26 protein-coding genes and 1 tRNA gene are annotated in these 22,415 nt (G+C 68.2%); 12 read left to right on the top strand and 15 right to left on the bottom strand.

From position 1 onward, the window contains the following. Positions 1–4: 4 nt before the first annotated feature. Positions 5–589 carry a uracil-DNA glycosylase family protein gene (locus tag ABD736_RS10975; protein WP_344791804.1) on the bottom strand — a complete coding sequence of 195 codons (585 nt, stop codon included), beginning with the start codon at positions 587–589 and terminating at the stop codon, positions 5–7. A 49-nt stretch (positions 590–638) separates the two neighbouring features. Here ABD736_RS10975 and ABD736_RS10970 point away from each other — a divergent pair, with 49 nt between their 5' ends. Continuing rightward, complete coding sequence (locus tag ABD736_RS10970) at positions 639–1,064, top strand: group III truncated hemoglobin (RefSeq protein WP_344791803.1); 426 nt, start codon at positions 639–641, stop codon at positions 1,062–1,064. 63 nt (positions 1,065–1,127) lie between these two features. Here ABD736_RS10970 and ABD736_RS10965 read toward each other — a convergent pair whose 3' ends face one another. Genes ABD736_RS10965 through ABD736_RS10950 form a run of 4 tightly spaced genes read right to left on the bottom strand, consistent with a single transcriptional unit; the run spans position 1,128 to position 3,361 of the window. After that, entirely contained in the window at positions 1,128–1,913 is a 786-nt protein-coding gene (locus ABD736_RS10965; protein WP_344791802.1) for an ABC transporter permease, read from the bottom strand. Next, a complete protein-coding gene (locus ABD736_RS10960; protein ID WP_344791801.1) occupies positions 1,910–2,668 on the bottom strand; it encodes an ABC transporter ATP-binding protein in 759 nt (252 codons plus the stop codon). Before ABD736_RS10960 ends, ABD736_RS10965 begins: the two co-directional genes overlap by 4 nt. Continuing rightward, complete coding sequence (locus ABD736_RS10955; protein ID WP_344791800.1) at positions 2,665–3,018, bottom strand: DUF1048 domain-containing protein; 354 nt, start codon at positions 3,016–3,018, stop codon at positions 2,665–2,667. Before ABD736_RS10955 ends, ABD736_RS10960 begins: the two co-directional genes overlap by 4 nt. A gap of 1 nt (position 3,019) precedes the next feature. Further along, positions 3,020–3,361, bottom strand: a complete 342-nt coding sequence (locus ABD736_RS10950; protein WP_344791799.1) for a PadR family transcriptional regulator — start codon at positions 3,359–3,361, stop codon at positions 3,020–3,022. A 125-nt stretch (positions 3,362–3,486) separates the two neighbouring features. Between ABD736_RS10950 and ABD736_RS10945 the strand changes: the two genes are divergently transcribed. Beyond that, entirely contained in the window at positions 3,487–4,407 is a 921-nt protein-coding gene (locus ABD736_RS10945) for a cation diffusion facilitator family transporter (protein WP_344791798.1), read from the top strand. Between the two features lie 71 nt (positions 4,408–4,478). Here the strand turns inward: ABD736_RS10945 and ABD736_RS10940 are convergent. Continuing rightward, positions 4,479–4,565: transfer RNA gene (locus ABD736_RS10940), tRNA-Leu, on the bottom strand. A gap of 177 nt (positions 4,566–4,742) precedes the next feature. On the opposite strand from ABD736_RS10940, the gene ABD736_RS10935 reads away from it, so the two are divergent. From ABD736_RS10935 to pknB, 7 genes are read left to right on the top strand one after another with little or no spacing between them, the layout of a single operon-like run. Then, complete coding sequence (locus ABD736_RS10935; protein ID WP_344791797.1) at positions 4,743–5,435, top strand: FHA domain-containing protein; 693 nt, start codon at positions 4,743–4,745, stop codon at positions 5,433–5,435. Beyond that, positions 5,432–6,103: an FHA domain-containing protein FhaB/FipA gene (locus ABD736_RS10930; RefSeq protein WP_344791796.1), complete on the top strand. Its 672-nt coding sequence runs from the start codon at positions 5,432–5,434 to the stop codon at positions 6,101–6,103. Before ABD736_RS10935 ends, ABD736_RS10930 begins: the two co-directional genes overlap by 4 nt. Before the next feature lie 5 nt (positions 6,104–6,108). Further along, positions 6,109–7,353 carry a PP2C family protein-serine/threonine phosphatase gene (locus ABD736_RS10925; RefSeq protein ID WP_344792245.1) on the top strand — a complete coding sequence of 415 codons (1,245 nt, stop codon included), beginning with the start codon at positions 6,109–6,111 and terminating at the stop codon, positions 7,351–7,353. Positions 7,354–7,411: 58 nt separating this feature from the next. Then, complete coding sequence (locus tag ABD736_RS10920; protein WP_344792244.1) at positions 7,412–8,782, top strand: FtsW/RodA/SpoVE family cell cycle protein; 1,371 nt, start codon at positions 7,412–7,414, stop codon at positions 8,780–8,782. Continuing rightward, positions 8,779–10,236, top strand: a complete 1,458-nt coding sequence (locus ABD736_RS10915; RefSeq protein WP_344791795.1) for a peptidoglycan D,D-transpeptidase FtsI family protein — start codon at positions 8,779–8,781, stop codon at positions 10,234–10,236. The genes ABD736_RS10920 and ABD736_RS10915 overlap by 4 nt, the downstream gene beginning before the upstream one ends. After that, positions 10,233–11,984 (top strand): protein kinase domain-containing protein, encoded by a 1,752-nt coding sequence (locus tag ABD736_RS10910; protein WP_344791794.1) that lies wholly within the window; start codon positions 10,233–10,235, stop codon positions 11,982–11,984. The genes ABD736_RS10915 and ABD736_RS10910 overlap by 4 nt, the downstream gene beginning before the upstream one ends. Before the next feature lie 43 nt (positions 11,985–12,027). Next, positions 12,028–13,752: a Stk1 family PASTA domain-containing Ser/Thr kinase gene (pknB, locus tag ABD736_RS10905; RefSeq protein ID WP_344791793.1), complete on the top strand. Its 1,725-nt coding sequence runs from the start codon at positions 12,028–12,030 to the stop codon at positions 13,750–13,752. Between the two features lie 67 nt (positions 13,753–13,819). Here the strand turns inward: pknB and ABD736_RS10900 are convergent, their stop codons facing one another. Beyond that, on the bottom strand, positions 13,820–14,479 hold the full coding sequence (locus ABD736_RS10900) for an anthranilate synthase component II (protein WP_344791792.1): 660 nt from the start codon (positions 14,477–14,479) through the stop codon (positions 13,820–13,822). A 211-nt stretch (positions 14,480–14,690) separates the two neighbouring features. Next, the gene (locus tag ABD736_RS10895) at positions 14,691–15,473 is read right to left on the bottom strand and encodes a class E sortase (protein ID WP_344791790.1); all 783 of its coding nucleotides are present in this window, start codon (positions 15,471–15,473) and stop codon (positions 14,691–14,693) included. A gap of 41 nt (positions 15,474–15,514) precedes the next feature. Here ABD736_RS10895 and ABD736_RS10890 point away from each other — a divergent pair, with 41 nt between their 5' ends. Continuing rightward, positions 15,515–15,757: a cell division protein CrgA gene (locus tag ABD736_RS10890; RefSeq protein ID WP_344791788.1), complete on the top strand. Its 243-nt coding sequence runs from the start codon at positions 15,515–15,517 to the stop codon at positions 15,755–15,757. Positions 15,758–15,878: 121 nt separating this feature from the next. On the opposite strand, the gene ABD736_RS10885 is transcribed toward ABD736_RS10890, so the two are convergent. Together ABD736_RS10885 and ABD736_RS10880 are read right to left on the bottom strand one after the other, a co-directional pair. Further along, positions 15,879–16,751 (bottom strand): rhomboid family intramembrane serine protease, encoded by an 873-nt coding sequence (locus tag ABD736_RS10885; RefSeq protein ID WP_344791787.1) that lies wholly within the window; start codon positions 16,749–16,751, stop codon positions 15,879–15,881. A 30-nt stretch (positions 16,752–16,781) separates the two neighbouring features. Then, a complete protein-coding gene (locus ABD736_RS10880) occupies positions 16,782–17,321 on the bottom strand; it encodes a peptidylprolyl isomerase (RefSeq protein WP_344791786.1) in 540 nt (179 codons plus the stop codon). 131 nt (positions 17,322–17,452) lie between these two features. Between ABD736_RS10880 and ABD736_RS10875 the strand changes: the two genes are divergently transcribed. Beyond that, on the top strand, positions 17,453–17,980 hold the full coding sequence (locus tag ABD736_RS10875; protein WP_344791785.1) for a hypothetical protein: 528 nt from the start codon (positions 17,453–17,455) through the stop codon (positions 17,978–17,980). Here the strand turns inward: ABD736_RS10875 and ABD736_RS10870 are convergent. After that, a complete protein-coding gene (locus ABD736_RS10870) occupies positions 17,977–18,399 on the bottom strand; it encodes an NUDIX hydrolase (RefSeq protein WP_344791784.1) in 423 nt (140 codons plus the stop codon). The genes ABD736_RS10875 and ABD736_RS10870 overlap by 4 nt on opposite strands. A gap of 33 nt (positions 18,400–18,432) precedes the next feature. On the opposite strand from ABD736_RS10870, the gene ABD736_RS10865 reads away from it, so the two are divergent. Continuing rightward, entirely contained in the window at positions 18,433–19,359 is a 927-nt protein-coding gene (locus tag ABD736_RS10865) for an alpha/beta hydrolase fold domain-containing protein (protein WP_344791783.1), read from the top strand. A gap of 23 nt (positions 19,360–19,382) precedes the next feature. On the opposite strand, the gene ABD736_RS10860 is transcribed toward ABD736_RS10865, so the two are convergent. The 4 genes from ABD736_RS10860 to ABD736_RS10845 form a co-directional block, all read right to left on the bottom strand. Continuing rightward, entirely contained in the window at positions 19,383–19,781 is a 399-nt protein-coding gene (locus ABD736_RS10860) for a PPOX class F420-dependent oxidoreductase (RefSeq protein WP_344791782.1), read from the bottom strand. Between the two features lie 9 nt (positions 19,782–19,790). Beyond that, positions 19,791–20,369, bottom strand: coding sequence for a P-loop NTPase family protein (locus tag ABD736_RS10855; protein WP_344791781.1), 579 nt, complete (start codon positions 20,367–20,369; stop codon positions 19,791–19,793). A gap of 130 nt (positions 20,370–20,499) precedes the next feature. After that, the gene (locus tag ABD736_RS10850; RefSeq protein WP_344791780.1) at positions 20,500–21,825 is read right to left on the bottom strand and encodes a ferredoxin reductase family protein; all 1,326 of its coding nucleotides are present in this window, start codon (positions 21,823–21,825) and stop codon (positions 20,500–20,502) included. Beyond that, entirely contained in the window at positions 21,822–22,406 is a 585-nt protein-coding gene (locus tag ABD736_RS10845) for a dihydrofolate reductase family protein (protein ID WP_344791779.1), read from the bottom strand. Before ABD736_RS10845 ends, ABD736_RS10850 begins: the two co-directional genes overlap by 4 nt. Between the last annotated feature and the right edge of the window lie 9 nt (positions 22,407–22,415).

Raw genomic sequence — 22,415 nt, 5'->3', positions numbered from 1 at the left:
AGCCTCACGCGAGCGCCTCCGAAACGGCTGCGCGCAACTCGGGCAGTAACTCGTCGCCGAACCACGGGTTGCGCGCCTGCCAGCGAAAGTTGAGCGGCGAGGGATGCACGAGCGGGAAGTACTCGGGCAGATACGTCCGCCACGCCCGCACCGTCTCCGTCAGCGTCTTCCCGCGGCGAGCGCCGAGGTAGAACTTCTGCGCATACGCCCCGATCAGAATCGTGAGCCGCACGTCAGGCAGGTCACCGAGGATCAGGGGGTGCCACTTCGCGGCGAACCCGGGGCGGGGTGGCAGATCGCCCGAGCCCTTGGCGCCCTTCCCCGGGTAGTAGAAGTCCATCGGCACAATCGCAAACGCCTCTGGGTCGTGGAACAGCTCGTCGCTGACACCGAGCCACTCGCACAGTTTGGCGCCGCTCGCGTCGCGCCACGGCACGCCGCTCTCCTGCGCCTTCCGCCCCGGCGCCTGACCGACCACGACGACGCGCGCGCGGGGGCCCGCGGTGTACAGCGGCTCCCACCCGAGCGCCGTCATCTCCGCGTTCTCGGGGTCTGCCTTGAGCGCGGCTCGCAGCTCGTCGAGGGTCATCGGCCCAACCTCCCGGCATCCATTCAACGCCCCGCCGTAGCTTTGCGTCGTGAGCCACGACCTCCGCGATCGGGCCGACGTCGAAACCCTCGTCAGCAGCTTCTATCGCGCCGCCTTCCGCGACCCGCTCATCGGGCCGATCTTCACCGAGATCGCACGCATGGACCTCGACCACCATCTGCCGATCATGTGCGACTTCTGGCAGACGGTGCTCTTCAGCGCGGATCTCTATCGCCGCAACGCGCTCGCGATGCACGTCGCACTCAACGCGACGTTCCCGCTCGAACAGCAGCACTTCGACCGCTGGCTCGCGATCTGGGCCCAGACCGTCGACGCGCTCTTCGCCGGCGAGAAGGCCGAGCTCGCGAAGGCGCAGGCCGGTCGCATCGCCGGCTCGATCCGCCGCCGCCTCGACGGCGGCTCCGGCAGCGAGTTCACGACGATCACAGCGCGCGAGGGCCTCGCGCACAGCTGACTCAGGCGAAGCCGACGCACACGAAAGGGCCCGAGCCGAAGCCCGGGCCCTCGCGACTCGCCACTACGCCAGCCGTCGGCGATACACCGCCATCGACGCGACATACGCGGCCACGAGCACCCCGACCAGCCACGCGAGCGCGATCCAGATGTCGCCGCCGACCGGAGCCCCGGTGAACAGCGCCCGGATCGTGTCGACGATCGACGTCACCGGCTGGTACTCGGCGAACCAGCGCACCGGGCCGGGCATCGACGCCGTCGGCACGAAGGCCGAGCTGATGAACGGCAGGAAGATCAGCGGGTACGAGAACGCACTCGCGCCGTCCGGCGACTTGGCGGTGAGCCCGGGGATCACGGCCACCCACGTCAGGGCGAGCGTGAACAGCAGCAGGATGCCGGCGATGGCGAGCCACGCCCCGATCCCCGCGCCGGAGCGGAACCCGATCAGCACCCCGACGAGCACGACCACGGCGAGCGAGATCGCGTTCGCCACGACCGAGGTGAGCACGTGCGCCCACAGCACCGACGACCGTGCGATCGGCATCGAGTGGAAACGCTCGAAGATGCCGCCCTTGAGGTCGAGGAACAGCCGGAACGCCGTGTACGAGATACCGGTCGCCACCGTGATGAGCAGGATACCCGGCAGCAGGTAGTCGACGTATGAGCCGTGCGACCCCGTCTTGATCGCCCCGCCGAAGACGTAGACGAACAGCAGCAGGAACGCCACCGGCATGAGCGACGTGGTGATGATGGTGTCGAGGCTGCGCGTGACGTGCTTGAGCGAGCGGCCCGTGAGGGCGGCCGTATCGCTGAAGAAGTGGGCGCCGTTCGGCGCGAGCTGCATGGTCATGCCGCTTCCTCCTTCCTGGTGAGTGCGAGGAACACGTCCTCGAGGGTGGGCTGCTTCTCGACGTACTCGACCTGAGCGGGAGGCAGCAGCTGCTTGAGTTCGCCGAGCGTGCCGTTCTGGATGATCCGGCCCTCGTGCAGGATCGCGATGCGGTCGGCCAGCTGCTCGGCCTCATCGAGGTACTGCGTGGTGAGCAGCACGGTGGTGCCGCCTGCGGCGAGTTGCTTCACGGTGTTCCACACCTCGAGGCGCGCCTCGGGGTCGAGCCCCGTGGTCGGCTCGTCGAGGAAGATCACCTGCGGGTCGCCGATGAGGCTCATCGCGATGTCGAGCCGGCGACGCATGCCGCCCGAGTACGTCGAGGCGCGCCTGGCGCCGGCGTCCGTCAGCCCGAAACGCGCCAGCAGCTCGTCCGCAACCGCGCCCGGGTTCGCCAGGTGACGCAGCTTGGCGACGAGAACGAGGTTCTCGCGCCCGCTGAGGATCTCGTCGACCGCCGCGAACTGCCCGGTGAGGCTGACAGAGGCGCGCACGTCACCCGCCTGCGTGGCGACGTCGAAGCCGGCGACGGATGCCTGACCGGCGTCTGCCTTGAGCAGGGTGGCGAGGATCTTCACGGCGGTCGTCTTACCTGCCCCGTTCGAGCCGAGCAGTGCGAAGATGCTGCCCCGCTCGACCGCGAAGTCGACCCCGCGCAGGACCTTCAGCTCGCCGTAGGACTTCTTGAGCCCCGCGACGGTGATCATCGCGTTCATGACCCATCACCTGCCGCTCGGTCAATGGCGTCGACGAAGCGCTTGCGCTCCTTCGCCACCCACCCCTCCTTCATGTAGTTCTCTTTGAACGCCTCGACGAAGGCGATCGGGTCGTCGCCGACGATGTCGCGGATCGGCGTGCCATCGGCCGCGGCCCGGTCGAAGAGGTCGATCAGGTCCTCGAAGATCGTCATGTCGCTCGAGATCGACCCGAAGTGCATCAGGTAGCGCTCGATCGCCTCGACGGCGTCGCGGTAGTTGGCCGGCAGCGCCTTGGCGCGTGCCTTGTAGTCGCGCCAGCGGCGCTTCTCGGTCAGGTCTCCAGTGACCAGTTCGAAGAGGTTCGGCATGTCAGTGGCCCCTTTCGTGGGCGTCGGTCTTCAGATCGGTGAGCTGGTTGGTGAGGAAGTTCCATGAGGTCCAGAACTCGTCGAGGTAGTCGCGCCCCTGCGCGCTGAGCGAGTACACCTTGCGCGGCGGCCCCTTCTCAGACGGCACCTTCTCGACGTCGACGAGTCCCTTCTGCTCGATGCGCACGAGCAGCGCATAGACGGTGCCTTCGGCGATGTCGGTGAAGCCGCGCTCGCGCAGCCGCGCGGTGATCTCGGCTCCGTGTGCGGCGCCGACCGCGAGGATCGCGAGCACGATGCCCTCGAGCGTGCCCTTGAGCATTTCGGTCATCTGCTTGCCCATCGCTGCTCCTTTCGGCTAGTCAGTGTTGCTAGGTACCGGTACATAGTATCGCTGAGTACCGGGCGCGCAAGAGGCATTTTTCCGCGCGGATGCCGCGCCCCGCGCGACCGGCGACAATGGTCGGCATGGTGCACGATCACGATCACGGCGCTGCGGCGGGGGCATCCGCTCGCTCTCGCCTCTCGGTCGCGTTCGCGATCACCTGCGTGATCCTGCTCGCCCAGGTGCTCGGCGCCGTCCTGACCGGATCACTCGCGCTCATCGTCGACGCCGGCCATCTGCTGACCGACGCGGGCGGCCTCGCCATGGCCCTGTTCGCGGCGCAGCTCGCCGGCCGACCGGCGACCAGCAAGCGCACCTGGGGCTTCGCGCGCGCCGAGGTGCTGGCGGCGACGGCGCAGGCCGCGGTGCTGCTCGGCGTCGGTGTGTTCGTGCTCATCGAGGGCATTCAGCGCCTGGTCTCGCCGCCTGCGCTGCAGAGCGGCAGCCTGCTCGTGTTCGGCGTGATCGGCCTCGTCGGCAACCTGATCTCGATCGCGGTGCTGACCGGGGGCCGCGCCGCGAACTTCAACCTGCGCGCCGCCTTCCTCGAGGTCGTGAACGACGCGCTCGGCTCACTCGGCGTGATCGTCGCGGCTCTCGTGATCGCGGCCACGGGCTGGCAGGGGGCGGATGCCGTCGCGGCGATCCTCATCGGAGCGCTGATCCTGCCCCGCGCCTTCCGCCTGCTGCGGCAGACCATCGACGTGCTGCTCGAGTCGACGCCGGCCGGCCTCGACCTCGACCTCGTGCGTGCGCACCTGCTCGGCATCGAGCACGTGAGCGAGGTACACGACCTGCACGCCACCCAGATCGCCACCGGGCTGCCGGTGCTGACCGCGCACATCACCGTCGACGCCGACTGCTTCCGCGACGGCCACGCACCCGCGATCCTCGACCAGCTGCAGGCGTGTGTCGCCGAGCACTTCCCGATCAGCGTCGAGCACTCGACCTTCCAGCTCGAGCCGGCCGCGCACCAGCGGCACGAGCACACGCCGCACGGATGAGCGGGCAGTGCCGGGCCGCTGACGCCGAGCAAAGAAAAGAGCCCCTGGGAGATTCCCAGGGGCTCTTGAGTTGGTGCGCGAGGGGGGAGTTGAACCCCCACGCCCTCACGGGCACACGGACCTGAACCGTGCGCGTCTGCCTATTCCGCCACTCGCGCAGTGCTGTCGTTCCTGCGAACGCCAACCTCACGACGATAACACGCACGCCCTGGGAGTTCCTATTCGAGCGGCCTCGCCAAGCCAGACGCCCCATCCCGCCCGCTAGCATGCAACGGAGACAGCCGCAGGAGTGACCTCCGGCGGACGGACCGACGCTTGCGAAGCGGAGAGAACACGTGGGCTTCCTGGACAGCATCGAGAAGGGGCTGGAGCGCGCCGTCAACGGCGCCTTCGCGCGCACCTTCCGCTCTGGCCTGCAGCCGGTCGAACTCACCAGCGCCCTGCGCCGCGAGATGGACACGAAGGCGGCGGTCGTCGCCCGCGACCGCATCCTCACCCCGAATGCCTTCACGTTGCGCCTGTCGCCCTCCGACTACCGGCGCATGAGCGGCATGGGCGACACCCTCACCGACGAGCTCACGAGCTTCGTCACCAAGCACGCTGGCGCCCAGCGCTACCAGTTCGCCGGGGCGGTCTCGATCGCCCTCGAGAGCGACGACCAGCTGACCACCGGCGTGCTCGAGATCGAGTCGGGCAACGTCAAGCAGGACGTCGCGTGGACCCCGGTCGTCGATGTCAACGGCGTGCGCCACCAGCTGCGGCACGCGCGCACGGTGATCGGCCGCGGCAGCGAAGCGGACATCACCGTCGACGACACCGGCATCAGCCGGCGCCACCTCGAGATCGCGTGGGACGGCCGCCGCGGCGAGGCCCGCGACCTCGGCTCGACCAACGGCAGCAAATTGAATGGCCAGCCGCTCGGCCGCTCGGTGCTCGAGCCGGGCGACGTGCTGACCGCGGGCCGCACGCGCATCGTCTTCAACGTCGTGCCGCGGGCAGAGGCGCACCGGCCTGGGGGTCGCGCGTGAATCCGAGCTCGCTCACCCTGCTGCTGCTGCGCATCGCGTTCCTGATCGTACTGTGGGTGTTCGTCTTCGTCATCGTCTACGCGCTGCGCGGGGACCTGTTCGGGACCAGGGCGAAGAAGCTGCCGGATGCCGGTGCGTCGGCCCAGGCATCCCACGCCCCTCGCACCCCGCCCTCTGCTTCCGCACCCGCGTCGCCGCCCGCTGCCTCACCGGCTGCGGCATTCCCGTCGACACCCAAGCCACCACCGGTGCCGTTCGAGCCGGAGGAGCTCGGCTCTGACAACGAGAGCCCGCTCGCGGGCCTCGCCATCGACCGCACCGGCTCGGTGCCCGTCGTTCCGACCGCGAACGGCAAGCGCACCCACGCGACCGTCTTCACGGCCTCGAAGCTCGTGATCACGGGCGGCCCGCGCGCCGGCGTCGAATACGAGCTGACCTCTGAACCGCTCACGATCGGCCGCTCGAGCGAGTCGGGCCTCGTGATCCGCGACGACTACACGAGCACCCACCACGCCCGGCTCATGCTGTGGAACAACGAGTGGATGCTGCAGGACCTCGACTCGACGAACGGCACCTATCTCGACGGCGAGCGCGTGACGGCGCCGACGCAGGTTCCCCTCGACACGCCCATCAAGGTCGGCATGACGACCTTCGAACTGCGGCGGTGACCCTCGTGGCCGCCAACACGCGCGGCGCAGCGGTCAGCAACGTCGGCCGCGTGCGCAGCAACAACCAGGACTCCGGCTATGCAGGCCACGACCTGTTCCTGGTCGCCGACGGCATGGGCGGGCATGCCGGCGGCGACGTCGCCAGCGCGATCGCGACGAACCACATCAAGAAGGTCGACCGCGAATACGACGACCCCGAGGTCGCGCGCGAGGCGCTCAAGGCCGCGCTGCTCGAGGCGAACGCTGCGCTGGCCGACACCGTCTACGACCACCCCGAGCTCACCGGCATGGGCACGACGGTCAGCGCGCTCATCCGCGTCGGCGAATACGTCGCGCTCGCGCACATCGGCGACAGCCGTATCTACCTGTGGCGCGACGGCGAGCTCAGCCAGATCTCGACCGACCACACCTTCGTGCAGCGCCTCGTTGACACGGGCCGCATCACGCCGGAGGAGGCTGCGGTGCACCCCCGCCGCAGCGTGCTCATGCGCGTGCTCGGCGACGTCGACGCGAACCCCGACGTGGACTCGTGGATCCTCGAGACCAAGCCCGGGGATCGGTGGATGCTGTGCAGCGACGGCCTCTCGGGGGTGGTCAAACCCGAGATCATCGGCCGCATCCTCGCGAGCCCGGCGTCGCCCAAGACCGTCGCCGACCGGCTGCTGAAGGCGAGCCTCGACGGCGGCGCACCCGACAACGTGACCGTCATCGTCGTCGACATCGACCGCGGCGACCAGCCGCACGAGCCGGTCACGGTCGGCTCGGCGGCCGCTCCCATCTCGCACGTGACCGAGGTGTCCCGGCCGCGCCCCGCCGCGCGCCTGCCACTGCCGTCGCTGCTGCTGCATCCCACCCGCCCGGTGCAGGTGCCGACGCACTTCGAGCCGCAGACCGAGGACTACCTCGGCGAGCTCATCGAAGAGGACGAGCGCAGGCACCGCCGCCGCCGCGCCTTCTGGATCAGCTTCGCGCTCATCGCCGCCGCGGTGCTGGCGCTCATCGGCGTCGTCGGCTACCGGTGGACCCAGACGCACTACTTCGTCGGCATCGCGCCCGACGGCAACGTCGCGATCTTCCAGGGCGTGCAGGGCTCCGTCGGCCCCTGGCACCTCAACCACATCTACAAAGAGACTGAGATCTCCGCAGACGACCTGACCGACTTCGAGCGACAGCAGCTGCGGCAGACCACCAACCCCGCCGGCCTGCCGGAGGCCAAGCGCATCGTGGAGCAGTTGAGCCATGGTGGCTGAGTCGAACGCGCGGCCCACGCGATCGGGCGGGCAGCCGAGGACGGGCATCGTGACAGCGATGACGAGCGTCGTGCCGCGCATCCGGATGCCTCGCCGGCTGCGCAACCTCGAGCTCGGCCTGCTGGCCTTCGCCTTCGGCATCGTCGTGGCGGCCGAGGTGCTCGTGCAGCTGGGTGCGAACGGCGAGATCGACGGCTCACTCGCCTTCTTCGGCGTCGGCCTCGGCATCCTGGTCTTCGGCGTGCACATCGCGCTGCGCGTGACCGCGCCGGACGCCGACCCCTTCATCCTCCCGATCGCCACGCTGCTCAACGGCATCGGCATCGCGATGATCTACCGCCTCGACATCCACGACGGCACGAGCGGCTGGGACGCGGCATCCGTTCGCCAGATCGCGTGGACCGCATTCGCCATCATCTGCGCGATCGTCGTGCTGATCTTCGTGCGGAACCATCGCTCGCTGCAGCGCTACACCTACTTGAGCGGTCTGATCTCGATCGTGCTCGTGTTCGTTCCGCTGCTGCCCGTGATCGGCACGCGGAACGAGTCGGCCAAGGTGTGGATCCAGATCGGCGCCTTCAACTTCCAGCCGGGTGAGATCGCGAAGATCACCCTCGCGATCTTCTTCGCCGGCTACCTCGTGCAGCGCCGGGACTCCCTCGCCGCCGTCGGCACCCGGGTGCTCGGCGTGACCTTCCCGCGAGCCCGGGATCTGGGGCCGGTCGCCGTGCTGTGGGTGCTGACCCTGCTCGTGATCCTCTTCGAGCGCGACCTCGGCACCGGTCTGCTCTACTTCGGCCTGTTCGTCGCGATGATCTACGTCGCCACCGGGCGCACCAGCTGGGCGCTGCTCGGGGTCGCCGCGCTCGTCGGCGGGGCATGGGCGGTCAACCTGCTCTCGAGCTCGATCCCGAAGCTCGGCTACGTGCACGGCCGCTTCGAGAACTGGCTGAACCCCTTCGCCGATGCCCAGTTCAACGGCCAGGGCGGCAGTTTCCAGCTCGTGCAGGGCCTCTTCGGGCTCGCCCACGGCGGCCTGCTCGGCTCAGGTCTCGGCCAGGGCCAGCCGTGGGTCACGCCGGTCGCCAACAGCGACTACATCTTCGCGAGCCTGGGCGAAGAGCTCGGCCTGATCGGCGTCTTCGCCCTGCTCAGCCTCTACATGCTCTTCGTCGCCCGCGCCTTCCGCATCGGCTTCGCGAGCGAAGACGACTTCGGGAAGCTGCTCGCCATCGGCCTCGGCTTCGTGGTCGCGCTGCAGACCTTCGTCGTCGTCGGCGGCATCACGCGGGTCATCCCGGTCACGGGTCTGACGGCGCCGTTCCTCGCCGCCGGTGGCTCCTCGCTCGTCGCCAACTGGATCATCGTGGCACTGCTGCTGCGACTGTCAGACACCGTGCGCAACCAGCCGAGGGCGATGTCGTCATGAACCGAGAACTGAAACGCCTGAGCTTTGTCGTGCTGCTGATGTTCATCGCGCTCTTCGCGGCATCCAGCACGATCCAGGTCGGCTATGCCGACCAGCTGAACGCCGACAGCCGCAACACGCGCGCCGTCAACGACAGCTACAACGTCCAGCGCGGGTCGATCATCGTCGGCGGCAAGCCGATCGCGCAGTCGACCCGCAGCTCGGACCGCTACCAGTGGCAGCGCACCTACAGTCAGGGGCCGCTCTACTCGGCGGTCACCGGCTACCTCGCGGTCAACGGCTCGGCCACCGGCATCGAGGGCGCGATGAACCAGGAGCTCTCCGGTACCTCCAACGCGGACTTCTTCTCGCGCGTGAAGAACGTGATCACCGGCAAGCATCCTCAGGGGAACTCGGTCGAGCTCACCATCGACCCCGTCGCGCAGCGCGCCGCCTACGAGGCGCTCGGCGACAAGCGCGGCGCCGTCGTCGTCGAAGACGTGAAGACGGGCAAGCTGCTCGCGCTGGTCTCGACGCCCTCGTTCGACCCGAACAAGCTCGCGGTGCACGATGACGCCGCGTACACGCAGACGTACAACCAGTTGCAGGATGCCGACGGGGACCCCCTCATCAACAAGGCGATCACCGACCTGAATCCCCCCGGCTCGACCTTCAAGCCCGTGGTGAGCTCGGCGGCGTTCGAGACGGGAAAGTTCACCCCGAGCTCGAATCTGCCGAACCCCTCGGCGCTGCAGCTGCCCGGCAGCTCGACCGTGATCCACAACGACACGGGCGCGAAGTGTCAGGGCGACAGCGGCGGAAACGTGTCGATCCAGAACGCCCAGGTGTGGAGCTGCAACATCCCGTTCGCAGAGCTCGGCGCGAAGCTCGGCAGCGACACGATCAAGAACCAGGCTGAGGCGCTCGGGTTCAACCACCAGTTCTCCATCCCGATGCGCGTGTCGGTGAGCAGGTACCCCGGCTACGACGATCAGGCCGAGCTGATGCAGAGCGCTTTCGGGCAGAAGGACGACAAGGCGACCGCCCTGCAGATCTGCATGGATTCCGCGGCGATCGCGAACGGCGGGGTGGTGATGGAACCGAATCTCGTGCAATCGGTCATCACACCCGACCTCGCGCGCCAGCAGGAGTTCGAGCCTCAGGAGTTCGGCCGCGCGATGAGCGCAGAGACTGCTCAGACCGTTACGCAGATGATGGTGAAGGGCGTCGACCAGGGCACCGGAACCAATGCGAAGATAAGTGGAGTCAGTGTGGCGGGAAAGACCGGGACGGCGCAGAACGGCTCTGACGAGCCGTACACGCTCTGGTTCACCGGGTTCGCCCCGGCTGACGATCCGGAGTTCGCCATCGCTGTTGTCGTCGAAGACGGCGGCGGACTGGGCCAGAGCGGCAGCGGGAATTCCGTTGCGGCTCCGGTCGCACGACAGGTACTTGAGGCGGTGCTGAACAAATGAGACCTTCTGCGGGGCTCACTTTCGGTGGGCGATACCAGCTGCAGTCGCGGATCGCCATCGGCGGCATGGGCGAGGTGTGGCAGGCCACCGACCAGGTGATCGGTCGCACCGTCGCGATCAAGATCCTGAAAGACGAGTATCTCGGCGACCCGGCCTTCCTCGAGCGCTTCCGCACCGAGGCGCGCCACGCAGCGCTCGTGAACCACGAGGGCATCGCGAACGTCTTCGACTACGGCGAGGAAGACGGCAGCGCCTTCCTCGTGATGGAACTGGTTCCCGGCGAGGCCCTCTCATCGATCCTCGAGCGTGAGGGGCACCTGTCCGCAGACAAGACCCTCGACATCGTGGCGCAGACGGCGTCGGCACTGCAGGCCGCGCACGCCGCCGGCCTCGTCCACCGCGACATCAAGCCGGGCAACCTGCTGATCACCCCCGAGGGTCGCGTCAAGATCACGGACTTCGGTATCGCACGCGTCGCCGATCAGGTGCCGCTGACCGCGACGGGACAGGTGATGGGCACTGTGCAGTACCTGTCCCCTGAGCAGGCGAGCGGGCACCCGGCATCCCCCGCCACCGATATCTACTCACTCGGCATCGTCGCCTACGAATGCGTCGCCGGCCGCCGCCCGTTCACGGGTGAGTCGCAGGTCGCGATCGCCATGGCGCAGATCAACGAGGCGCCGCCCGAGCTGCCGACCACGGTTCCGGAGCCGGTGCGCAACCTGATCATGGCGTCGATCGCGAAGAACCCGAGCGACCGGCCGGCCTCTGCCGCGCACCTCGCCAGGGCTGCGCAGTCGCTGCGCCGCGGCGATGTCGCCTCGGCGGCTGCCGCGGTTCCCGCCGTGCTCGGCGCGACGTCTCTGACCGTCGCGACGCAGCTGATGCCGTCGGGCGGGGCCGCCCCGACTTCGGCGACGACGGTCTACCCCACCGCGGGCGGCGCGCTCGCGACGTCGGCGACGCCCGCCGCGACGACGGAGGCCGCGCGCCAGAGCAAGAAGCGCAGCCCTTGGACGATCCCCCTGATCGTGCTCATCGTGCTGCTCATCGGCGCGCTCGTCTGGTCGCTGATCAACTTCCTCGGCGGCGGCAACTCGAGCGCGCCGAACACGACGTCGCCCCCCGCCACGTCCGACAGCCCGAAAGAGACCCCGACCGAGACCGACACGCCCACCATCGCCGCCGGCACGATCGACCCGGCCGACTACATCGGCCTCACCCAGGACCAGGCGACGCAGAAGCTCAATGACGGCGGGTGGCACAACGTCACCGCGAACCCGTCGGTGCATGCCACCGACCCGAGCCAGGTCGGCCGCGTGCGCGACATCGACCCGAAGCAGCAGGTGCCGTTCAACGTGCCCATCACGCTGTACATCTACGGCGACCTCGTGGCGCCCAGCACGCCGGCCGCGGCGCCGACACTGCAGAGCCCGACGCAGACGCCGATCCCGCCCGGCACGCAGATCACCTTCGCGTTCGGAAACGACTCGTGTCCCTCCGGCCAGACGCTGACCGGCCGCCGGCTGTACGTCAACGGCACCCAGGTGCAGCAGGTCGACGGCTCGACGCCGACGGCGCAGTGGACGGCGGCGAACGACAACGCGGGCTCCAGCGTGACGGTGACCTACTCGATCCAGTGCGCGAACACGAACTGGTCGGGCCAGTCGCCTGCGCTGTCTGTGCCCATCTCGTCCCCCGACAGCGGCGAGTCCTCCCCGACCCCGTCGCCCACGCCGAACCCGTAGGTTCAGCCGAGCCTCAACCTCACCTTGCTACCCTGATCGCCAAATGAGCACCGAGGAACTGGCCGTGAGCCCCGACACCAGGCGAGTGATCGCCGGCCGCTACCAGGTCGGTGAACTGCTGGGCCGCGGCGGCATGTCCGATGTGCACAAGGGTGTCGACAGCAGGCTCGGCCGCACGGTTGCGATCAAGCTGCTGAAGCCGCAGCTCGCGACCGACCCGGCGTTCCGCACCCGCTTCCGCCAAGAGGCGCAGGCCGCCGCCCGCATGGCTCACCCGACGATCGTGCGCGTCTTCGACGCCGGCGAAGACACCGTGCGCGACGCGAACGGCAACGAGGTGCAGGCGCCCTTCATCATCATGGAGTACGTCGACGGCGCCCCCCTCGACGAGCTGATCGCCCGCGGCCAGATCGACCCCGTGCATGCGATGCGCATCACGGAAGGCATCCTCACCGCGCTCGAGTACTCGCACCGCGCGGGTGTCGTGCACCGCGACATCAAGCCGGCGAACGTGATGATCACGCGGCAGGGCCAGGTCAAGGTGATGGATTTCGGCATCGCGCGCGCGATCACCGAGACGTCCGCGTCACTGTCGCATACGACCGCGATTCTGGGCACGGCCAACTATTTCTCGCCGGAGCAGGCCAAGGGCGAGCAGGTGGATGCCCGCACCGACCTGTACTCGACGGGTGTCGTCCTCTTCGAGATGCTCACCGGCCGGCCGCCGTTCTCTGGCGAGACGCCGGTGGCCGTCGCGTACCAGCACATCAGCGAGATCCCCGTGAAGCCGTCGAGCATCAACCCGCGCGTCTCGCCCGCGCTCGACGTCGTGATGCGGAAGGCGCTGCAGAAGGACCGCTTCGAGCGCTACCAGACGGCTGGCGAGTTCCGTGCCGACCTCGAGACGGCTGCACAGGGCAAGGTCCCGCGGGCTCCGAAGCATCCCGACCACTCCGATGCGCTCTTCGGCCCGCCGCCCGCTCAGGTCTCGAAGGCCGAATCCACGTTCCGCCAGCTCGCCGACGACGGCCAGTTGGTACGCACGCAGAGTCGGCCCCCTGCGCTCTGGATCATCACCGGCATCATCCTCGTCATGGCCCTGCTCGCGGCGCTGCTCGTGTGGGTCTGGGAGCACAACCCCAGCGACGTGATCAACGGCTCATCGGTCAAGGTTCCGTCGGTCGAGAGCGACAGCCTCGCGCAGGCGCAGTCTGCGATCAAAGACGCCCACCTCAAGATCGTCGTGGAGTACGAGTCTTCCGCCGACGTGCCGAAGGGCGCCGTCACGCGCACCGATCCCTCGGCCGGGTTCGTCACGACGAGGAACACGCCCGTCACCGTGTGGGTCTCGACCGGCTCGCCGACCATCAACGTGCCCGACGTGACCAGCATGACCGACAAGGATGCGCAGGCGGCGCTGACCCAGAAGGGGTTCAAGGTCGGCTACGTCCACGAGCAGGACGATCAGAGCAAGCCGGCCGGCACCGTGCTCTCCACCGATCCCGCTGCCGGGACCGCGGCCCACAAGGGCGACACGATCAACCTCACCGAGTCGAACGGCCTCGTGCAGGTGCCCGACGTCACGACGAAGTCCGTGCAAGACGCCCAGGCGATCCTGAACGGCCTCGGCCTCGATGTGCAGCCGCCGCAGGGCGACAAGAGCTGCGCCGTGCAGGCGGGAACGCCGGTGTCGAAACAGTCGGTCGTCGGTGATCAGCCGCAGGGTGCTTCGATCACGATCTACTACTGCCTCGGCAACGGGCACTGAGGAGCCGGCCGTCCGGCCGTCAGACCACCTGTCGCGGCCGGACTGATCCGGTCGCGACCGACGCCCGCTACGCCGTCGCCTTGAGCAGCGGGTCGAGCTGCGCTGCGCGCTCCCGCGCACCGGCCAGACCCGCGGCCTCGAGCCAGTTGCCGAGCATGCGGTAGCCGTCTTCCGTGAGCACCGATTCCGGGTGGAACTGCACGCCCCAGATCGGCGCGCTGGCGTGCTTGAGGCCCATGATCACGCCGCCCTGCGCGGTCTCGGTCGCCTCGGTGCGCGCGGTGACGACGAGCTCGGGCGGCAGCGTGCCGTCGACGACGGCGAGCGAGTGGTACCGCGTCGCGGTGAACGGCTGCCGCACCCCGGCCCAGAACGGGTCGTCGTCGTGCTGCACGAGTGACGTCTTGCCGTGCATCAGCTCTTCGGCGTTCGTCACGACCGCGCCGAACGCCTCGGCGATCGCCTGGTGCCCGAGGCACACCCCGAGCAGCGGGGTTCCCGTGCCGACGGCGGCACGCACGACGGCGATCGAGACGCCGGCGTCGGCGGGTGTTCCGGGCCCGGGCGAGACCAGCACGGCATCGAAGCCGGCGAGCTCGGCCGCGGCATCCTCTGCCCGGAAAACGTCGTTGCGCACCACGACCGTCTCGGCGCCGAGCTCCTGCAGGTAGCCGTTCAGCGTGTAGACGAAGCTGTCGTAGTTGTCGATGACGAGCACGCGGGTCACGTGCCCACCGTACCCTGCGAGCCGTCGCCGACGATCCCGTCGATCCACGGGAAGACCCACTCGAACAGCACGAACAGCACAGCCGCGAGAAGCGCCAGCATGATCAGCAGGCGAACCCACCAGGGGCCGGGCAACGCGCGCCACAGAGCCGCGTACATCGGTCAGCTGCCCCCTTTCAACGCCGGGCTCCGCCCGTCGATGCGGTCACGGTTCATTGCGCCAGCTCCCCTGCGATCGCCTTCGGCGGCGTCTTCGAGAACGACTCCAGCACCCCGTACGAGATCAGCCGCTCGACCGTGTGATACGGCGGGTTGCAGGTGGTCAGCGTGATGATGCGATCGGATGCCTTCGCATCGGTCGCGTTCGGCACGGGTGCGAGCACCGACACCTGGGTCGGCTGCACGTACTCGTAGTTGCGGAACGCGTAGGTGTAGAAGCCGTCTTTCGTCTGCACGTAGATCTTGTCGCCGATGCGCAGGTTCTGCATGTGCAGGAAGGTGCTGCCATAGCCGGTGTCGTGAGCGGCCACCGCGAAGTTGCCCACCGCGCCGGGCATACCGGTCGAGGCGTAATGCCCGACGCCCGCAGTCGAGCTGTTCAGCACGTCGAGCCCGGTGCCCTCACGGACCGTCCGCTTCCAGTCCGTGCCGAAGCGCGGCACGTACATGACCGCGATCGGCTGTCCGTTCGAGGGCTCCTTCTCCACAGGCAGATTCGCAGCAGGGCCGACGGATGTCTGGCCTGCACTTCCGTCGTCGCCGCCGGTCGCGGCGCTTGTCTGGCCCCCGGACTGCTCAAGCCACTGCCTGCCGAGGTCCTGCGCGGCACCGTTCTGCTGCCCGTTCAGCACCCAGCTGTTGAAGACGTTCTGCCAGCCGATGAACAGCAGAACGAGCACGGCCGCCGTGATCAGCAGCTCGCCGAAGACGCCCAGCAACGAGACGCGACGCCGCGGCTTAGGCGGCTTCCCGTTCTCTGCTTCCGTGCGGCTCACGCGGGTGAGTCTAACTACTGGTCACTGTAAACTCAGGGGCCATGGCCTCCAAGACCCGTAGCAAGCTCACGCCCGAAGAGCGAGCTGCCGCACGCGAACACGCGGGGAACCCCGTCTGGTACAAGCCGCTGATGATCGGATTCATGATCGTCGGTCTGCTGTGGATCATCGTGTTCTACCTGAGCGGCGCGACTCTGCCGATTCCGGGCCTCGCCTCATGGAACATCCTCATCGGCTTCGCGATCGCGTTCGTCGGGTTCCTCATGACGACGAGGTGGAAGTAGCGAGCCTTCGCCCAACCATCCACACACCATTAACACTGGGGATAATTACACGGCTGTAATTATCCCCAGTGTTATTAAGACTGTGGATAACTGCCGCACTTTCCACAGCTGTGGAAAGCGGTCAGGATCCCGGCCGCAGCACCGGGTAGATGCCGGCGAGCACCGCGATGACCGCGAGCACGATCAGCAGGGTCACCTGCAACGGGAACTGCGACCGCTTGCGCGTCTCGGTCAGAACCAGGCCGGTGAGCAGGCCGCCGACCAGGCCGCCGACGTGCGCCTGCCACGCGATGTGCGCCCCGAAGATCGGGATGAAGCCGAACGCCAGGTTGATCACGATCAGCACGATCAGCTGACGGACCGGGCCGCCGAGCTTCCGCTGGATGACGACGAGCGCACCGAACATGCCGAAGATCGCGCCCGACGCGCCGACTGCCCCCTGATACGGCGCCAACACCAGCATTCCGACCGACCCGAACACGCCGCTGATCAGGAAGAGGGTCAGGTAGCGCCATTTACCGATCATCGGCTCGAGGATCTGCCCGAAGATCCAGAGCGTGTACATGTTCAAGGCGAGGTGCAGCACGCTGCCGTGCGCAAACACGCTCGTCAGCAACCGCCAGGGCTGGAAGCTGCCGCCCGCGCTGGCCGGGTACGAGAAGCCGCCCGCGTACAGCAGCGCATTCGTGACGTGCGACCCGAGCCCCGGGATCGACTGGAAGATGAAGACGACCACACACACGGCCATCAGGGCATAGGTCATCACCGGCTGACCGCTGCGGCCGAGGAATCCGATTCTCCTGATCGCCTCAGGTCGCGTGCGCGGCATGCTGGCGCGGGCCTCGCGCATGCACTCGGGGCAGATCACGCCCACCGGCGCCGGCGTCTGGCATTCGCCGCAGATAGTGCGACCGCAGCGCTGGCAGAGCACATAGCTCTGCCGGTCGGGATGCCGGTAGCAGACGCCCGCGCCCGGGGAACCGTCGTAGCTCACTGCGGACTCCCCTTATCTACGTGCGTCGTGTCAGACGTTCGCGACGTCGATCGACTCGATCACGACGTCGTCGAGCGGGCGGTCACGGCCGTCGGTCGGCACTGCGGAGATCTTGTCGACGACCGCGCGCGAGGCGTCGTCGGCGACCTCGCCGAAGATGGTGTGCTTGCCCGTGAGCCAAGTCGTCGGGTCGGTCGTGATGAAGAACTGCGAGCCGTTCGTGCCGCGGCCCATCTGCTTGCCGGCGTTGGCCATCGCCAGCAGGTACGGCTTGGTGAAGGCGAGCTCGGGGTGGATCTCGTCGTCGAACTGGTAGCCGGGGCCGCCGGTGCCGGTGCCGAGCGGGTCGCCGCCCTGGATCATGAAGTTCGGGATGACGCGGTGGAAGACCACGCCCTTGTAGAGCGGCTCGTTCGAGCGCTCCCCCGTCGCGGGGTTCGTCCACTCCTGCTCGCCGGTCGACAGCCCGATGAAGTTCTTGACCGTCTTCGGCGCGTGGTTCCCGAACAGGTTGACGACGATGTCGCCGTAATTGGTGTGAATGGTTGCCACGGCGGTGTGAATCGACATGGGTGCAATTCTTCCACAGGCTGTGTCTTCACCGGCTTCCGGTCAAGGCCTGGTTGCCCCCAGGGGGCCAGGTGGCAAGATGGGTTGCAGTTTCGCGCGCCCCGTAACCAACCCCGTGGGAGGTAAGCCCGGTGAGTACGTCTCTTTCGCTTTCGAAGAAGCGCCGCAAGGAACTCGACAGGTTGAAGGCCGAGGCTCAGCTTCTGCTCGCACGCCAGCAGGAAGTGCTCTCGCACGCGAACAGCGTCGCGCAAGAAGCCGGCAAGCAGGCCCAGCACCTCACCCGCGAGCAGGTCGTTCCGCGGGTTCGTGAGGGCTACGCCAGCTACGTCGCCCCTGCGGCCGAACGCGCGGGCGACGTCGTCACCCACACGATCGTCCCGGTGCTGGGCTCTGCCCTCGGCACCGCCCTGTCGATCGCCGATGTCGCCAACGATAAGCGCGTGAAAGACGCGGTGAAGCGCCTCAAGCAGACCGGCTCGAAGGCCGTCGGCAAGGTGCCGGCCAAGAAGAAGAAGTCGGGCATCGGCACGTACATCGGCATCGCCGTCGGTGTCGCGGCCCTCGCCGGTGTCGCGTACGCCGTGTGGCAGACGTTCCGCACCGACGACGAGCTCTGGGTCGCCGACGACCCGGGCGCCCCGACCGCCGAGTCCTAAAGCGGAATCCCAGCCAGCTTCAGTCCGACCTCGACGAGGCCGACGCGCTTCAGCGCACCGATCTCGTCGAGGTCGAACCATGCCGCCTCATCGGTGGACCCGTCGAGCTCATTGGTGAGCTCGCCGCCCACGACCCGCGCTCGATAGATGATGCGCAGCGCCTGCAGCGGCTCCGTCGCGCCGTGGAAGCGGTGCTCCGCCGGAACGATGTGCGAGTCGATGCCGAGCAGTTCGCCGAGCTCTGCGCGGTAGCCGGTCTCTTCGAAAACCTCGCGCACGGCAGCATCCCTCGGGTCCTCATAAGGGTCCAAGCCGCCGCCCGGCAACGTCCAGCCGCTGCTGCCGTTCTCGTTCCAGTGCGACAGCAGAAGCTTGCCGTCGTCGACGATGATGCAGTACGCAGCGACCCGCAGTGCCATGATCTCGAGCCTAACCGCGGCTAGGTTACGGGCATGACGGATGCCTTCACCGCCGGCCCCTCGCCCATGATGCGGCTGACGACGGCGGCCGTCGCCTTGCTCCGGAACAAGCGGATCATGGTCTCTGAGCCGCGTTCCCGCGCCGACGTCGCCGCCTCGACGGGCAAGCCGTTCGCCGCCCCGCCGCGGTCATCGCGCCGCACCCTCTCGATCTCCTCAGAGCGGCTCGGGCCCGTGCGCGCCACCGTCATCGAGCCGCGCGACGGCGTCCGTGCCTCGCGCCCGCTGGTCTACGTGCACGGCGGCGGCTATGTGCACCAGTTCGAGACGGCACACTGGTGGCTGACCGGTGCGCTCGCGCGCGACCTCGGGGTGCGCATCTACGCCGTCGACTACACGCTGGCTCCCTCCGGAACCGCGGCGACCGGTGTCGCCGAGGTGACGGCAGCGGTCCAGGCCGTCGCCGAGCGCCACGGCATGGCGCCTATCGTGGCGGGCGACTCGGCGGGCGGCGGCCTGGCGCTGGCCGTCGCCGGCCGACTGCGCGACACGCCCGCCGCCCCCGCCCATCTGCTGCTGTTCGCCCCCTGGCTCGATGTCGCCGTGCGCAACCCCGAGGCACGCGCGCTCGACCGGCGCGACCCGAGCCTCGCGCTTCCCGGTCTGCTGGTCGGCGGTGAGCTCTGGGCGGGCGACCTCGGCCCAGACCACCCCGAGGTGAGCCCGCTCTTCGCCGACCCGACCGGCCTGCCGGCGACCTCGCTGGTGGTGGGAACGCGGGACATGCTCTATCCGGATGCGCGCGACTTCGCGGCATCCGCTCGCGCCGCAGGCGTCGACCTCGCCACGTTCACCGCATCGGACGCGTTCCACGTGTTCGTCGCCGCGACCTGGCTGCCCGAGTCGATCAGTGCGCGAGTGTGGGTTAAGCAGCGACTCGGCCCGCTGCTGCACGACTGAGCACACTCACGCGGGATTGGGCGCTACTGCGTCGTGTACTTCTCGATCGACATCACGAGGATGACGCGATCGGCGCTGTCGGGCGGCGGCGCCTGGTCGGCATTGCCGTAGCGCTTCCCGAGCCGCACATAGAAGTCGCCGGTCGGGTCGGGGACGACTTCGACGAGTTTTCCGCGCACTTCGACGTACTTCAGCGGGTTGTCGGGGTCGAACACCGCAAGGCTCATCGCCGGGTTGTGCTGCAGATTGCGGAACTTCTGCCGCTTCGTGGTGTGCGTGAACCGCAGGTTCTCGCCGTCGAACTCGAACCACATGGGGTTCACCTGCACGGTGTTATCCGGGCGGATCGTGCCGAGCGTTCCGTAATTCGGAGCCTCGAGCAACGGAAGGAGATGGGCAGGGATGATGTCGGCTGCGCTCATGCCCACAATTCAATCAACGGATGCTTCGGCGGCGGCACCCCTTGCAGGCTCCAGTGCCTCGATCCACGCCTCGAGTTCCGCGGGCTTTCGGAACAGCACAGTCGGCGGCATGGTCGGGTCCGTCGCCCATGCCCGCATGGTCAGACGCTTCCGCTTCCAGCTCTGGAAGTGCCACTTGATGATCGAGTCGCGGCTGAGCGCCTGTCGCAGCGTCTCGCGGTTGCCATTGCAGACCGCCTCGCCGGTCACGATGCGCGCGACCGTGCGGCGCAACAGCCGTTGCAGTGAGAGCCAGCGAGGGTAGTCGAGACCGAGGATGACGTCGGGGCGCCCGGTCACGGCATCTCGCCACCGCGTGTAGGTACTGTCGAGCACCCACGCGTCTGCTGCTGTCGCGGCGGAGACCATCGCGCGCTGCTCCTCGAGCGGTCGCTCGATCCAACCCGGCAGCCAGCCGATCTCGTCGGCGAGGACCAGCGGCAACCCCAGGCGCTCGGCGATGCGCGCCGCAGCCGTGCTCTTCCCTGAGCCGGTGGCGCCGTGCAGCAGAATCCGCCGCGGTGGCATGGCCGGGGCATCCTCTGACATCTGCTTGATCCTAACGAGGCGGGCGCGCGCTCACGCGCGGATCAGCGCGAACGCGAGACTCGCGAGCACGAGCACAGAGCCCATCGCGATGACGAGCGTAGTGATCCATCTCTGTCGCATCGTGCCTCTCTCAGACCATGTCGAATCGTTCGCTGCTGATCCGGGCGGGAGGCACGTCGACCGAGACGAGCGCGTGCTCCATGGCGTCCATCATCTGCGTCGACCCGCAGATCAGGTACTCGTAACGACGGAACTGGGCGGGCAGGTGGCGGCGCAGCAGCTCAGCCGTGATGCGCCCCGACTCGCCGACCCACGACGGGTCGGGGCGGCTCAGGACGTGGACGAGCGTGAGGTTCGGCATCGCGGCATCCAGTTCGGCGAGCTGGTCGCGCATCACGACGTCGTCCCAGGTCGCGCTCGCGTAGAGCAGGGTGACCGGCCGCACGTCGCCGCGCTCGCGCATGGTGGTGAGCATGCTGACGAACGGCGTGATGCCGACGCCGCCGGCGATGAAGACATAGCCGGGAGCCTGCCGCCGATCCATCGAGAAGACCCCGTGCGGCCCGTCGACGTACACGCGCGTGCCCGGCTGCACCGACGGAATCGTACGTGTGAAGTCGCCGGCGGCCTTGATCGTGATGCTGATGGTGCCGCCCGCCGGCGTATCGGCCGCCGACGAGAACGAGAACGGATGCTGGGTGATGCTGAACGGCGAGCGCCCGACGGCGATCCACCCGAACTGCCCCGGGTCGAAGCTGAAGCCGGGGTGTCCCACAGGCTCGACGACCAAAGTGCTCGCGTTGCCGAGCTCGGGGCGCACTTCGACGACGCGCCACGGCCGGCGATATCGGGCAAGCGGGCTGATCACCCTGATCCACAGCAGCAAGAAGATCAGACCGCCGATGTAGGCGTCGTAGACGACGTGCCGCACGACGCCGACGACGTAGAAGCCGACCAGGCTCGCGTGCAGCAGCGCGAACAGCACCACGCCGACTGCGAGCAGCCCATGCGAGATGTGCCACACCTCGTAGCTCACCCGCAGCCGCTTCCGCCAGACCGAGAGCACGACGAGCGCCAGCAGGAAGACGACGCTCGCGAACGCGAAGCGGGCACGCCACGGAGCAGTGACCAGATTGAGCAGAGGCAGGTACTTCGCGTCGGCGACGAACAGCAGGATCGGGTGCGCGAGCACGAAATCGAGGCCGAAGAACGTGATCTGCACGTGGTACTTGAGCAGCGCGTCGATGCCGAACGGCGCCGCCACCGTCTGGAAGCGCGCGATCAGCGCGAACTGCAGCGCGAGCACCGACAGCCCGACGAAGCCGAGCGCTACAGAGAACTCGACGAGGAACGCTCGCCCCGGCGGGTTGTCCTGGCCGATGACCAAGAGCAGCGGTGCGAGGCAGAACGCCAGATAGAGCGCGATCCACACCAACCCGCTCAGCAGGTTCCTCACGCGCGGCCCCCTTCCCGCGCGTAGTTCAGCACGACCACTCCTGTGCTGGTGCGCGTGACGTCGGCGAGTGCGAGCGGAAGCGGTTCTTCCAGCTCCGGAAAGACGCGGCCGCCGGTGCCGAGCACGAGCGGGTGCAGGAACAGGGTGAGCCGGTCGACGAGCCGCGCCGTCAGCAGCTGGCGCACGATCTGGCCGCTGCCCAGGATGACAAGCGGATCCGCGCTCTCGTCTTTAAGCCGCGCGACGGCCGGCACGAGCTCGCCCTCGAGATGGGCGGCGTTCCACGTGAAATCCGCCCGCGTTCGCGACGCGACGAACTTGGGCGCAGCATTGAGCTGCGCAGCCATGCGATTGGACTCCGGCTGGTGCGGCCAGAACGCGATCATGCGTTCATAGGTCTTCCGCCCCAAGAGATAGGTGCGAGCGGATGCCGAGGCTTCGGTTCCCTGCTGCACAGAGTCCGGCGACTGATACGGCAGGCCCCAGCCGCCGTGCGAGAAGGTCTCGTCGTCATCGGGCCCGTCGAACCCCTGCATCACTCCGTCGAGCGTGACGAACTCGACCGCCGACAGCTCGCCCATGAGCCGACG

The sequence above is a fragment of the Gryllotalpicola daejeonensis genome (genome assembly GCF_039538145.1).
Lineage (GTDB): Bacteria > Actinomycetota > Actinomycetes > Actinomycetales > Microbacteriaceae > Gryllotalpicola > Gryllotalpicola daejeonensis.
This window is presented reverse-complemented; position numbering and strand designations above follow the sequence as displayed.